The 13,440-nt window shown below is 68.0% G+C and carries 9 protein-coding genes; 4 read left to right on the plus strand and 5 right to left on the minus strand.

Annotated features, from left to right (window positions below):
• Positions 1-20: 20 nt before the first annotated feature.
• Together ACM6LR_RS37010 and ACM6LR_RS37015 are read right to left on the minus strand one after the other, a co-directional pair.
• Positions 21-692, minus strand: coding sequence for a fasciclin domain-containing protein (locus ACM6LR_RS37010; protein WP_414941884.1), 672 nt, complete (start codon positions 690-692; stop codon positions 21-23).
• Positions 693-780: 88 nt separating this feature from the next.
• Entirely contained in the window at positions 781-2,349 is a 1,569-nt protein-coding gene (locus tag ACM6LR_RS37015; RefSeq protein WP_414941883.1) for a molybdopterin-dependent oxidoreductase, read from the minus strand.
• Between the two features lie 724 nt (positions 2,350-3,073).
• Here ACM6LR_RS37015 and argG point away from each other — a divergent pair.
• Positions 3,074-4,522: an argininosuccinate synthase gene (gene argG / locus ACM6LR_RS37020; RefSeq protein WP_414941881.1), complete on the plus strand. Its 1,449-nt coding sequence runs from the start codon at positions 3,074-3,076 to the stop codon at positions 4,520-4,522.
• Positions 4,523-4,829: 307 nt separating this feature from the next.
• Here the strand turns inward: argG and ACM6LR_RS37025 are convergent, their stop codons facing one another.
• Positions 4,830-6,122 (minus strand): SON protein, encoded by a 1,293-nt coding sequence (locus ACM6LR_RS37025; protein ID WP_414945454.1) that lies wholly within the window; start codon positions 6,120-6,122, stop codon positions 4,830-4,832.
• 384 nt (positions 6,123-6,506) lie between these two features.
• Positions 6,507-7,691: a PQQ-dependent sugar dehydrogenase gene (locus tag ACM6LR_RS37030; protein ID WP_414941879.1), complete on the minus strand. Its 1,185-nt coding sequence runs from the start codon at positions 7,689-7,691 to the stop codon at positions 6,507-6,509.
• Positions 7,692-8,015: 324 nt separating this feature from the next.
• On the opposite strand from ACM6LR_RS37030, the gene ACM6LR_RS37035 reads away from it, so the two are divergent.
• Complete coding sequence (locus ACM6LR_RS37035; RefSeq protein ID WP_414941878.1) at positions 8,016-9,173, plus strand: Cys-Gln thioester bond-forming surface protein; 1,158 nt, start codon at positions 8,016-8,018, stop codon at positions 9,171-9,173.
• 54 nt (positions 9,174-9,227) lie between these two features.
• Here ACM6LR_RS37035 and ACM6LR_RS37040 read toward each other — a convergent pair whose 3' ends face one another.
• Positions 9,228-9,971 (minus strand): helix-turn-helix domain-containing protein, encoded by a 744-nt coding sequence (locus ACM6LR_RS37040; RefSeq protein WP_414945455.1) that lies wholly within the window; start codon positions 9,969-9,971, stop codon positions 9,228-9,230.
• A 69-nt stretch (positions 9,972-10,040) separates the two neighbouring features.
• On the opposite strand from ACM6LR_RS37040, the gene ACM6LR_RS37045 reads away from it, so the two are divergent.
• Together ACM6LR_RS37045 and ACM6LR_RS37050 are read left to right on the plus strand one after the other, a co-directional pair.
• Positions 10,041-11,198 (plus strand): MFS transporter, encoded by a 1,158-nt coding sequence (locus ACM6LR_RS37045; protein WP_414941876.1) that lies wholly within the window; start codon positions 10,041-10,043, stop codon positions 11,196-11,198.
• Positions 11,199-11,441: 243 nt separating this feature from the next.
• On the plus strand, positions 11,442-13,430 hold the full coding sequence (locus tag ACM6LR_RS37050; RefSeq protein ID WP_414941875.1) for a tetratricopeptide repeat protein: 1,989 nt from the start codon (positions 11,442-11,444) through the stop codon (positions 13,428-13,430).
• Positions 13,431-13,440: the final 10 nt, after the last annotated feature.

The following is a 13,440-nucleotide window of genomic DNA, read 5'->3' on the forward strand; positions in this document are numbered from 1 at the left end:
CGCGATCATGGCGTGGGGGCTCAGTTCTTGTTGGTGCCGGGGGTCATCACCTTGTCGATGACGAACACGGTGGCGTTCTTGGTGGGGATGTTGCCGCAGAGGATCTTGGCGCCGTTGACGGTCATGGCGTCGCCGGTGCCCTCGATCTTGAGCGGGCCGCCCGCGGTGTTCAGGCTCTCCAGCGTCTTGGCCGACTCCAGGCCCTTGGCGTCGTAGCGCTTGCCGACGACGTGGTACTGCAGGATCGGGGCCAGCTCGGCGGGCTTGCCGGCCAGCTCGTTGAACTTCGCGTCACCCAAGGCGGCGAAGGCCGGGTCCGCGGGGGCGAACACGGTGATGGCCTGCTGGCTGTTGAGGGTGTCCACCAGATTGGTGGCCTTGACCGCGGCGACCAGCTTGGTCAGCAACGGGTTGGTCGACGCGGCGCTGGCGACCGGCTGCGGGCCCATCGAGTCCAGCGAACCGGCCTCACTGCCCTGCGGCAGCTGCGAACACGCCGGACCGAACACGTCGGCGTTGGTGGTGACACCCTCGCCGGAAGCGGCGCTGGACATCGGGGCGGACATCGACGGGGACGGGGCAGGGGCGCTGCTGGAACTGCCGGACGAAGCGCTGTCACTACCACTGCAGGCGGTCAGGGCCAGCGCGGCGACCGCGGTGAAACCGATTCCTGCGACACGAAGCTTGCTCACGGAAAATCACTCCATTTGTTTTTCGGACTCTTACCGGGTATTCGGAACCGCTGCGAAGTCGGATTGCCACTCTTTCGGGTGACGCCGATCACCGTGCGGTAAAGCTGATGACGTGCCAGCCCGTCGCGCCGTCCGGAACGGTTCCGGCGCGGGCGTCGGTCTGTGTGTAGCCGGATTTGTCGACCGCCCGGACGGTGACCTGATGACTTCCCGCCGGAACGTCGAATTCGGTCCACCACATACGCCAGGTGTTGAGACCCACCTCGCGGGAAAGCGTTGCTGGCTGCCAGCTCCCGTTGGCGCCGAACCGGACTTCGACCCGCTCGATCCCGGTTCGCTGCGCCCACGCTATACCGGAAATCCGGACCTTGCCGGCGGATACCGTTTCGAACCCTTTAGGACTGTCGATCCTGGACTGCGTTTTGATCGGGGCCTGTTCGCCCCAACCACGGTCGAGCCAGTACGCGCGGCGCGCTTTCCAAGTCGTGACCTCGAGATCCTTGACCCATTTCGTCGCCGACACATATCCGTAGAGACCGGGAATGACCAGCCGGGCGGGAAAACCGTGTTCGACCGGCAACGGTTCCCCATTCATCCCGATCGCCAGCATCGCACCCCGCTCCGGATCGAGCGCGGCAACGGCCGGGCTACCGGAGGTCCAGCCGTCGACACTGGTGGAGAAGAGCTGCTCGGCTCCGGGCAGCACCTCGGCCTCCCGCAACAGATCGCCGAGGTCCACGCCGATGAAGTTCGCCGTGGACACGTAGGTCCCGCCGACCTCGTTGGACACGCACGTCATGGTGATCGTGCGCTCGATCAGCGGCCGATCACGGATGTCGGCGTAGCTGTACCGCTTTTCGTTGCGCACCATTCCGTGCAGCCGAAGACTCCAGTCCTCGGCCCTGACCTGCGGCACCGACAACGCGGTGTCGACGCGGTAGAAGTCGCGGTTCGAGGTGAGGAATGAAGGCGTACCCAGTTTGGCGAAATCCGCGTCGGCCGGGATCGGCGGCGCCGGCTTGACCGGGACGAGCTTGCCGATGGCCGCCCGTGAAGACTCCGCGTCCCTTGTTCCGGCGAGCAGTTGCCCTCCGGCGCCCGCCGCTCCAGCGGCGACGACGGCACCCGCCCCGGCCAGCAACACCGACCGTCGCGACGGGGACGCGGCATCGCCCGCGGTCTCCACCTTGGCGTGCGCCCTGGCCGCGGCCAGGCGATGAAGCCAGAGGAAGACGCCGACACCGGCGATCAGGCTGGCCAGCGGTGCCAGCAACGCGACCAAGGTGAGGTCGGGGCGCTGCGACACGGCGAATCCACCCAGCAGGCCGAAGGCGGCGATCAGCACCACCCCCGGAATGGGTGAACGCCGCGAGGCGACCCCCGCCGCGGCGGCGGCGAGCACCATCACCACGGCCATTCCGCCGAGCAGCACGAGTTTGTCGTAGACGCCGAATGTCCGGACCGCGAAGTCCTTCAGTTCCACCGGGGTCAGGTCGATCGCCCCGTTGCCGACCGCCAGGTACGGCGAGGCGTTGGCGCCGATGAACCCGGCCACCAGGTGGCCGGCCGCCAGCGCCGCGGCGAGCGCCACGACACCGATCGCCGCCGCCCCGAACAGCGGGAGGCGGGGTTCCTGATCGGCTCGCGAAGTCTTCATGCCAGGTATTCGCAGCCGGTCGGCCCGCGGACTGGTTTTCTCTTCACAAAAAGAAGAACCTGTATGCAGCAGAGGCGGTCACCCGGTATTCGTCCGCGGACACCCCCTTCCCCACATACAGGAAGGCCCCTCTTGTGCTGGGCGCAGGGTTCCGGCGAAGTCGCAGAGCTGTTGGTCTGCGCTGCTGGTGGTAGTCCGGGCTTGATGTTTCTGGTGCCTGCAGGGGCTCGGGCGTGTGCCGGGGGGATGTCCCTGAACCTCTGTTGGTCAAGGTTCGCAACCGGTGTGATCCCGCGACGATGGAGGAATGGGGACACTCGACGTCCCAACTCCTCCATCGTCAGCCCCACACAGCGGCGAATAACCGCCTGACCCGCAAGACCTCGACTTTGCCGGGACCCTGCGCTAGGCGCAAGGAAGGGGCCCTCAGGTACTTCAGGCGACCAGGGCGCCCAGCAGACGACAGCCAAGGTGCCGTGTCGGGTGGCGAGTCCATGAAGGACTCCAGGACAGGACGCGACGTCACGGCCGCCCCAGTGTCACCAGAACCACATCGGCAGGTGGTGAAGTACTCCTTCACCACCCTCAGGGTAGGCGAGGAGGCCTTCACGGCCAGGTGAACGGCCGGCCGGCGGACCGGCCGGGGTGAGCAGGACCACCCGCCCGGGTTGCCCTGCTTACCCCGGCTTGCATGGTCATACACGACTATGCATATACTTCCATCATGTCCAAGGTACTCACCTCTCTGCCTGTCGGCGAACGCGTCGGGATCGCCTTCTCCGGCGGCCTCGACACCTCGGTAGCGGTCGCGTGGATGCGCGAAAAGGGTGCAGTGCCGTGCACCTACACCGCTGACATCGGCCAGTACGACGAACCCGACATCGCGTCGGTCCCGGGCCGGGCGAAGGCCTACGGTGCCGAGGTCGCGCGCGCCGTCGACTGCAAGGCCGCGCTGGTCGAGGAAGGACTCGCGGCGCTGGCCTGCGGCGCCTTCCACATCCGCAACGGTGGCCGCACCTACTTCAACACCACCCCGCTCGGCCGCGCGGTCACCGGCACACTGCTGGTGCGCGCGATGCTCGAGGACGACGTCCAGATCTGGGGCGACGGCTCCACCTTCAAGGGCAACGACATCGAGCGGTTCTACCGCTACGGCCTGCTCGCGAACCCGTCCCTGCGGATCTACAAGCCGTGGCTGGACGCCGCGTTCGTCAGCGAGCTCGGCGGCCGCAAGGAGATGTCCGAGTGGCTGCAGGGCCACGGCCTCCCCTACCGGGACAGCACCGAGAAGGCCTACTCCACGGACGCGAACATCTGGGGCGCGACCCACGAGGCCAAGTCGCTGGAGCACCTCGACACCGGTATCGAGATCGTCAACCCGATCATGGGCGTGCGGTTCTGGGACGCTGACGTCGAGATCGCGCCGGAGGACGTCACGATCGGCTTCGAGCAGGGCCGCCCGGTGACGATCAACGGCAAGGAGTTCGCCACCGCGGTCGACCTGGTCCTGGAGGCCAACACCATCGGCGGGCGGCACGGGCTCGGCATGTCCGACCAGATCGAGAACCGGATCATCGAGGCCAAGAGCCGCGGTATCTACGAGGCGCCGGGGATGGCGCTGCTGCACGCGGCGTACGAGCGGCTCGTCAACGCGATCCACAACGAGGACACCCTCGCCAGCTACCACAACGAGGGCCGCCGTCTCGGCAGGCTCATGTACGAGGGCCGCTGGCTGGACCCGCAGGCGATGATGCTGCGCGAATCGCTGCAGCGGTGGGTCGGCGCGGCCGTCACGGGCGAGGTCACCCTGCGGCTGCGGCGCGGCGAGGACTACTCGATCCTCGACACCACCGGCCCGTTCTTCAGCTACCACCCGGACAAGCTGTCGATGGAGCGCACCGAGGACTCGGCGTTCGGCCCGGTGGACCGGATCGGCCAGCTCACCATGCGGAACCTCGACATCGCCGACTCGCGTGCCAAACTCGAGCAGTACGCCGGGCTCGGCATGGTCGGCGGCGGGCACCCGACGCTGATCGGGGCCGCGCAAGCCGCGTCGACCGGCCTGATCGGGGCGATGGACGCGGGGGGCGCGCAGGTGATCGCCTCGCGTGGCAAGGCCTCGGGCGACGACGAACTGCTCGACCACGCCGCGATCGAATCCGGCACGGACTGAGTCAACACGGACCGACCCGAACAAGCGGGACGCGAAAGCGCCGGGCGCGCGGCATCGAAGCCGTTCGCCCGGCGCTGTTTCTTTACCCGGTCAAGGACAAGGGCCGCGACGCCGGACGCGTCCGTCGAGGCCGCCAGCACCGCGGACCCTGCCGCGGACGAGCGAGACGAGGGTCGGTGGCGAACCGGGCCGCACCCGGCAGCAGCTCGGTTGCCAGGTCCGGCAGGTCCCAGGTAGTCGGCGGGGTCGAAGCAAACCCTCCGCCTCCGGAACGATCTTGACGTACTCCATCCCGCAGTTTCCCGGATCACCCGCCGCCGAGCTTCGACCGCCGCTCCGAGAGTTCGTCGACGAGCCGGGTGATCTCGACCTGACCGATCGCTTCGGCCAGTACGGAAACCGTCGCGATGCTCTCGATCCGGTACTGGACCGGCACCCCGCCCGCGGCACGCGACTGTGCTTCGGCGTCCGCCTTCTTTTCCGCTTCGACGGACGAGAACACACCGCCTGCCCCGCCGTTGACGCAGCTGATCGAGCCCGAGCCGTTCAGCGGCAAAGTCGCCGTGTTCTGGCAGCTGCCAGCCGAACGGCCGCCGATGGTCACGTTCGCGGTCATCGTGGCGTTGACCTGGCCGGTGACCTTCCCGCCGCCGTTCGCCGACGCGGAGTTGGACACGTTCGCGGTGACCGTGCAGCCCGAGGCGCTGCACGCGACCGTGGCCGCGCCGTCCATGTCGAACCGCACGCCGGTGTCGACCGCGCCGGACAGCTTCTTGGTGTTCGACATCAGGTCTTCGTAGACGGCGTCGGTCTCCTGTGGGGACAGAGCGTCCACATCGGACTCGCCGAGACTGCCGCCGGTCGGCATCTGGGGCCGGGACTCCGGGCCGGGCATCGTCGGCAGCCGCGGGACGGACGGCATCCCGCCGGGCACCTTCACGGAGTAGCGGAGGAGCCGATGAGGCGCCTCCTTCGAGACGTACAGATCACCGGCGGACGTACTGGCCTTGAGCGCCGGGACGTCCCGGACGGTCTCGTTCTGGTCGCCGGGGATCTCGTCCGCCCGCTCCAGCGCCTCGCGCAGGCGGGTGGCGAGTTTCTCCGGTGCCTCGAACTGCTGCAGGACCGGGCCGAACAACGCCTCCTCGCCGGTGATCCACCGGTCCTTGAGATCCTCGGCCGCCGACGAGTCCACTCGCGACCCCGGCAGCATGCCGTCGGGCGCCTTGAAGTAGACCTTGCCGCCGACGACGAGGATCTCGATCTTCCTGCCCTGGAAGGACATCGTGCCCGACGTCTCACCGAAGGCGGTGGTCTTGACGTCGGTCTTGATCATCCCGCCGACCGCGGAGGTGCTGTTCCGGACCGCCGGCGCCGAGGAAAGGCCTGCCAGCGCCTGCTCGAAGGGCTCACGGCCCGCTTTCGAGGGCCACAGCAGCCAGGTCGTCAGTCCGGCGAGGAGCACCAGCACCAGCCCGGCGATACCGCCGAACAGCAGCCACCGCCGGGGTTTCCTGGCGGGTGGTGCCGGTACCGGTTGGGGAACCCAGCCCTGCGGCGGCGGCCACTGCGCGCCTCCGGGTGGGAATGATTGCTCCACGTCGCCTCCATCGCTGAAATCACCAGACGACGTCACGCTAGGGAGGAAGGATGAAAACTTGATGAAACGCGATCAGGTGAATCGGTAGGGCGCGGGAGCCGGTGCTCAGCGCGAATCGGACGGCCTTCGCGAACAGGTTGTTGCTGTGGGTCCTTAACCGTGGCCCGAGCCGTCGCCGTCGTCGGCGCGCGGCGAGGGTGAGCCCCCGGCCGCGCCGGGCTCAGCTGTCTCGAAGGCCCCAATGCCACATTGGAGACGCTGAACGTCTCCAATGTGGCATTGGGGGCATCAGCCTCGCAGCGCTCGCGCTGGGCTGAGACACGTGACTCGGCACTTACGAGACCCACCTCCGGCCTCGCCCACGAACACCTTCGCCCTCCCTGACTAACGCTTGCGCTGGAACGAGATCCGGTGCAGCCCGCCGGGAGTCTCGTCGGCGAGGTACAGCTCACCGTTCTGGTCGGCGCCGAACGTGGTGGCTTCGAGCGGGAACTCCCCGATCCGGGCGCTTTCGTAGGTCCCGTCGATCTTCTTGCGGACGGCCCAGGCGGTGCCCTGGCAGAAGTCGGTGGCGAGGTAGATCCCACCGGCGAGCGAGGCGTACTTCTTGCCGCGGTAGACGTGTCCGCCGATCACCGCGCAGCCCTCCGCGCCGGAGATGTAGTGGAAGACCGGCTCGGTGTAGGTCACGCCGTCCTTGCACCGCGTCTCGTCGAACACGACCGGACCCTCCTTGCAGGACCAGCCGAAGTTCGCGCCGCCCTTGCCCTTCGCGATGTGGTCGACCTCCTCGAACCGGCCCTGACCGACGTCGCCGATCCACAGCGAGCCGTCGGCGGGGTCGAAGGAGAACCGCCACGGGTTGCGCAGCCCGTACGACCAGATCTCCGGACGCGCGCCCGCGACACCGACGAACGGGTTGCCCGCCGGGACGCAGTACCGCAGCGGACGGCACGCACGGTTGACGTCGACGCGCAGGATCTTGCCCAGCAGCGTGTCCAGCCGCTGCCCGCTGGCCAGCGGGTCACCCCCGCCGCCACCGTCGCCGATCCCCCAATACAGGAACCCGTCCGGACCGAACGCCAGCTGGCCGCCGTTGTGGTTGGGGAACTCGGAATGCGACTGGGTCAGCAGTTCGGTGACCTCGCCGGTGTCCGGCCGGACCCGCGACAGCGTCACCGCGCTGTCGGACTTGCGGGTGTAGGCGACGTAGACGCGCCTGTCCTTCGCGATGGCCAACCCGAGCAACCCGCGCTCGACGTCCCCGCCGTTCACCTTGTCGCTGATGTCCAGGAACGGCCTGGCGGCGAGGCCGGTCCGGGGATGGTAGGCCCGGACGACCCCCCGCTTCTCCACGACGAGGATCCGGCCGCTCCCGTCGTTGAGCGCCGTGATGGCGGTCGGGTTCACCAGTCCGGAAGCGACCTGGGTCGCCGTGGCGGTCAGCTCGCCGAGCGGGACACCCCTTGCTTCCCGCGGTTCCGCGCTGCTCGCCGCCGGGAGGAGTGCTCCCGCCAAGGCGAACCCGGCCACCAGGGACAACCCCTGGCGAAGATGCCGTCGCGTCATGTGGACTCCAATCACCGTTGAATGGTCTGGTCCAATTCAACAGCGGCCGGAGCAGTGGTGGTACCTCCATCCGCGAGCTTTCGTCGGCTTCTTTCCCTCGGACCTCGTTCCCTACTCAACCGAGAACGTTCTCGCGATGTTCATCCTTCTTTCGGGGCAATTCGGACATCGGCCATACCCCGGAGTAGCCACACGTGTGACCTCTGTATGCTCCGCTCTCGCTCGATGGGAGTACTTATCCCCCATCTGGGCGAGCCGTTGCGGTCGGCGCCTGTGGTCGCACGCGGCACTGGCATTCATGGTCCGTATCGGGATAGGAGACATATGCACGGCAGGTCAGTTCTGGTTCGCGGCGGGATCGCGGTGGCTTCCGCGGCCGTCGCGTTGACGATGGCCGCTCCGGCCGCTCTCGCCGATGACGGCGCGGCGCGGGGCCGGGTCGTCGATCGCGCGGGCGACAGGGGTTACAGCGTCAACTTCGGGGACAAGAAGCACTACGTCCCGGAGTTGTTCGAGCTCAAGCTCTCCGACGGCAGCAAGCTCAGGATGTACTGCGTCCAGGTCGAGGTCGGCATGCGCACCGACCAGGACATGATCGAGCGCCCGTGGAACAAGTATCCGGACACCGCTTCGCCGTTCAACAAGAACAGCGAGAAGATCAACTGGGTGCTGCACCACGGCTACCCGGCGGCCGGCCTGAAAGCCCTCGAAGGCACCCTCGGCAAGAACGGGGCCAAGCTCAACGGCGGACTGTCCCTCGGCGAGGCCGTTACCGCGACGCAGGCCGCCGTCTGGCACTTCAGCGATGGCAAGAACTTCAACCGCGAGAAGCCGCTGATGGATGGGAATGCCGAAGCGTCCGCCGACGTGCTGGCGCTCTACGACTACCTCACCGGCAAGGACAACGCCGGCATCGGCCGCCAGCCGAAGCCGACCCTCGACATCGGCCCGGCCAAGGCCAACGGCACGCCCGGTACCCAGATCGGCCCGTTCAGCGTCGCCACCACCGGTGACATCACCGAGCTGACCAGCAAGCTGCCCGAGGGCGTCAAGGTCACCGACGCCGACGGCAAGGAGATCAAGGCCGCCGCCATCAAGGACGGCACCAAGGTCTTCATCGACGTCCCCAAAGACGCGAAGGAAGGCAACGGCTCGTTCACGCTGAAGGTCAGCGGCCACCTCGACACCGGCCGCCTGTTCGTCGGCGAGAACTACGCCAAGGTCCCCGCGCAGTCGCTGATTGTCGCGGAGTCCGAGAAGACCTCGGTCGTCGCGAACGCGACCGTGAGCTGGAAGCAGGGCGGCGTGCCCACGACCGAAGCCCCCGCCCCCTCCACGCCCGGTGGCGCCGAGTCGGGTGGCGGCGACGAGCTGGCGAACACCGGTGCTTCCGCGACCCTGCCGCTGGTCATCGGCGGCTCACTCCTCGGCGCGGGTGCGCTGATGGTGCTGCTGGTGCGTCGTCGCCGTAGCGAGGCGTAAGAAGCGAACCGAAGAACGGGGCCGGTCCACTGTGGACCGGCTCCGTTTCTTCGTTCACCGGTCGTAGTGCGCGCCCGGTGTGTGCCCGAAGGCCCGGCGGAAGACGTCGATGAACGCGCTGGTGGACGACCAGCCGCAGGCGTGCGCCACCGCGGTCACGGGGGTGTTGTCGGCCAGCAGCACCAGCGCGCGGTAGAGCCGCAGCTGGGTGCGCCATTGCGGGAACGTCATGCCCAGATCGGCTTTGCAGAGCCGCGCCAGGGTGCGATCACTCGCCCCGACCCTGGCACCGAGGGCGGCGAGCGTCCGGTTGTCGGCCGGATCGGCGCTCAAGATCTCGCACAGTTCGCGTAGCCGCGGATCCTCCGGCGTCGGCAGGTGCAGGGGCTCCTGCGGTGAGGCGCGCAGCTGATCGAGCAAGACCGCGCGCAGCCGCCGCCGTTCCGGGGTGTCCTCGCGCGGCCGGCCGGTGTAGGCGCGGATCAGCTCGCGCAAGAGCGGTCCGACGGCCAGTACGCCGGGTTCGTTCAGCCGCAACGGGTTTTCGATGGCGGGCAGGCCGACCAGATGGAGTTCGAGGTCGCCGTGCGCCTGGTGGGCGTGCGCGGTCCCGGCGGGTATCCAGACGGCCCTGGTGGCCGGAGCGACCCAGGAACCCTTGTCTGTGGTGATGGCCAGGACGCCTCGGGCGGCGTACGCGACCTGGTGGTCGTCGTGGCGGTGCGCGTCGATCGCCGTGCCGGAGGCCAGGGAACGGACCTGTGTCGGCGCGGCGGGCAAGTGGCGGATTTCCGTCATTGTTTGTCATTTTATCGGAAGCGCGACACGGCGGCCCGCGCCGAACATGGCGGGGTGGGGAAAAACCGGGTGATCATTCTTCTGTCGGCCGGGCACGCCTGCGTCGACGTGTACCAAGGTTCGGTGGCCGCGCTGGTGCCGTTCTTCGCCGCCGAGCGCGCTTATGGGTACGCGGCGGTGTCGGGCATCGTTCTCGCGGCGTCACTGCTGTCGTCGGTGGCTCAGCCAGTGTTCGGCGCGCTGACCGACCGGTGGGCGATGCCTTGGCTGCTCCCGTCGAGCACGATCCTCGGCGGTCTCGGTATCGGCCTCGGCGGGCTCGTCGAGTCCTACGCGCTGACACTGGCTTTCGTCGCGGTGTCCGGAATCGGTGTCGCCGCGTACCACCCCGAAGCAGCCAGGGCCGCGAGGAGCGCGAGCGGTGGCAGCCATACGGCGATGGGCTGGTTCTCCCTCGGCGGGAACATCGGCTTCGCGGCCGCTCCCCTGCTCGTCACCGCGGTCATGGCGATCGGCGGCCTGACGGCGTCCCCGCTGCTCGTCGTCCCGGCCATGGCCGGTGCCGTGCTCTGCCTGCCCGTACTGCGTGCGCTAACCCGGCCCGGCCCGGCAGGCGGTCACGGTGCCGTCATCGTGAGGACCGACGACTGGCGATCGTTCGGGAAGTTGTCGCTGGCCGTCGTCTTCCGGTCGATCGTCTTCGTCGGGCTGAGCACTTTCGTCTCGCTCTACGCGCAGCAACGGGTCGGCGGTGGCACGACGACGGGCAGTGCCGCGCTGTTCCTGCTCTACCTCGGTGGGGCCGGGGGCACGCTGCTGGGCAGCAGGCTGGCTGAGCGCTGCGGCCGGATCGCCCTGGTTCGCTGGTCGTACTTGGGCACCGTCTTCGCCGTCGGCGGCGTCGTGTTCATCACCGGCCCTGGCTTCTTCGCCTTCGTCCTCCTGGCCGCCGTCGGCCTCTACGTCCCGTTCTCCCTGCAGATCACGCTGTCGCAGGACTACCTCCCCAACCGGGTCGGCACCGCCAGTGGCGTCACCCTCGGTCTGACCGTCAGCATCGGCGGCCTCGCGAGCCCCCTCCTCGGCACCATCGCCGACCACACGTCCCTTCGAACGGCGTTGCTGCCACTGATCGCACTGCCCGCTTTGTGCTGGCTCGTGACCCGTTCATTGTCGGAACCCCTCGAAGGCGTGAAAGCATATCGACAGGAGAACCTGACACGATGACAACGAATTCGTTGGTCCACTATGGACAGGCTACGGTTTTCGAAGCGATCGGCCGGAAACGCCTGTGCTGACGCACGTGCATCACCCCTTGAGTTAAGATGGCGCGTCCCACACTTTCTCGCCTGCAACCGCACCATTGGAGAGACTGGCCTACTGATACCAAACGGGGGGACACCGCATGAACAACCCAGGACGGCGCCTGCATCAGCTGGAAGCAGCCTGGAAAAGCGGTGGGGTCAGAATATGACCGCCCCGGCCGGCCCCGGATTTCCCGCGGAGCGGCCATGGCAGGTTCCCGCTCCTCCAGTGGTGTTCGAAGCGCGTGAGCGGTTCACCGCCGAACTGGACCGGCTCTGGAGCGAAGGCACTGGACGGCATCTGGTGGTGGTGAGCGGAGTGGGTGGTGTCGGCAAAACCTCGCTTGCCTTGGATTGGCTCTACAGCAAGGCTGACGAGTTCCCACAGGGCATCCTGTACAGCGACCTCGGCGGCGCGCGCGAGCAGCCACCGGAAGACCCCAGCGAAGTCCTGTACGGCTTCCTGACGGCGTTGGGGACTTCGCCCGCGGAGATCCCCATGAGCCTGGATCAGCGAGCCGCCGCGTTCCGCACCGCCACCGCGTCGCGGCGGATCGCAGTCCTGCTCGACGACGCCGCGTCCGTCGCCCAGGTCCGCCCGCTCCTCCCCGCCGGCCAGGCGGCGGTCGTCGTCGTCACCAGCCGATGGCGGCTCACCGATCTCGGCATCGACGGGGCACAGTTCGTCGATCTCCCGCCCCTCACCGAGCCTCAGGCCCGGGAGTTGTTCGAGCGGTACGCCGGAACCGAACGCGTCCGATCCGATCCGCCCGCCGCACGCGAGATCGCGGCCTCTTGCGGCGGTCTCCCGCTGGCGCTGACGCTGGTCGCGGCGAGGCTGAGGACCCGGCCCCGGCGCAGCCTTGCCCGTGAAGCCGCCGCCTACGGACGCTGGACGTCGTCGGAACGGGCGGCGGACAAGGCACTTTCGCTGAACGCGATCTTCGAGGTCGTCTACGAAGGGCTCCCTCAGAGCGCGGCGCGCGTGTACCTCGCCTGTGGTGTGCACCCAGGTCCGTACTTCTCCACCGAAGCCTTGGCCGCGGCACTCAGCCGTCCGGCCGGCGCGGTCGAGGATGACATCGACGAACTGATCGAGGCGAACCTCCTTTCCGAAACCGGCGAAGACCGGCTGATCCAGCACATGGTGTTGCGCAGTGACGCGCGCACGCGCGCCGCCGTCTCGTTGTCGGCCGACGAGCGGGATCGGCTGGCCCACTCGTTCGCCCGCTGGTATCTCGACCGGGTGCTGGCGGCCGACGAGGTCATCCATCCCCACCGTGCGAGATTCGCCTCACGTAAAGCACGATCGAAAGATTTCGCCGGGCGCGCCGAAGGACTCGCCTGGTGGCGGGACCAGCTGCCCGTGATCCGCTCGGTGTTCACTCTGGCGGTGGAGCAGGAGTGGGATGACATCGTCTGGCAACTCTGCGAAGCGTCGTGGGGTTTCTTCCTGCACCACAGGGACTATTTGTCGTGGATCGCGACCTTCGAACGCGGCATCCTGGCCGCGACCCGGGTGAATCTGCCACTGGTGCAAGCACGGCTCAGGTGCCAGCTCGCGTTCGCCTACGCCGGACTCGGGTGGTACGACAAGGCTGCCGAGGAGAACGTTGTCGCGCTTCGCCTGGGACAGCGTGAGGACGACGGCCCGACCCAGGCGACCGCGCTCTCACAGCTCGGCAGAGCCGCACGAGGGCAGGGGGATCTCGACGGCGCGCTCGACTTCTACCGCCAGGCCGCCGACCTGCAGGAGCGACTGGGCATCCCCCGAGGCGTCGCGTTGTGCCGACGCCGCCAGGGTGAGGTACTGGCGAAGCTCGGCAGGCACAGCGAAGCCATGATCGAACTGACCGCGGCGGCGACCATGATGGCCGAACTCGGTGATGCCGCCCAGCACGCCCGATCCGTCATGGCGCTCGCCAAGATCCATGCCACGGAAGGGAACGCCGATGACGCGATCGCCCGGCTGGCCGACTCGCTACGGACGGTACGCGCACTCGATTCCCCTTACTACACAGCTGAAATCCTCGCCACCCTCGGAGAGATCGAGCTGCAGAACGGCCGCGAGAAGGAGGGCGCCGGCCATCTCGCCGAAGCTCGAACCCTCTACGCCGAACTGGGTGATCCCCGAACCGTCGAACTCGGCGACTGAGCTCAACCGG

Origin of the sequence: Amycolatopsis sp. cmx-11-32, from assembly GCF_047608695.1 — a bacterium.
GTDB lineage: Bacteria > Actinomycetota > Actinomycetes > Mycobacteriales > Pseudonocardiaceae > Amycolatopsis.

Excerpts from the sequence above, each read along its gene's own strand:
- ACM6LR_RS37015 (WP_414941883.1), bottom strand. The coding sequence starts at position 2,349 with ATGAAGACTTCGCGAGCCGATCAGGAACCCCGCCTCCCGCTGTTCGGG.
- argG (WP_414941881.1), top strand. The coding sequence starts at position 3,074 with ATGTCCAAGGTACTCACCTCTCTGCCTGTCGGCGAACGCGTCGGGATC.
- ACM6LR_RS37030 (WP_414941879.1), bottom strand. The coding sequence starts at position 7,691 with ATGACGCGACGGCATCTTCGCCAGGGGTTGTCCCTGGTGGCCGGGTTC.
- ACM6LR_RS37035 (WP_414941878.1), top strand. The coding sequence starts at position 8,016 with ATGCACGGCAGGTCAGTTCTGGTTCGCGGCGGGATCGCGGTGGCTTCC.
- ACM6LR_RS37040 (WP_414945455.1), bottom strand. The coding sequence starts at position 9,971 with ATGACGGAAATCCGCCACTTGCCCGCCGCGCCGACACAGGTCCGTTCC.
- ACM6LR_RS37050 (WP_414941875.1), top strand. The coding sequence starts at position 11,442 with ATGACCGCCCCGGCCGGCCCCGGATTTCCCGCGGAGCGGCCATGGCAG.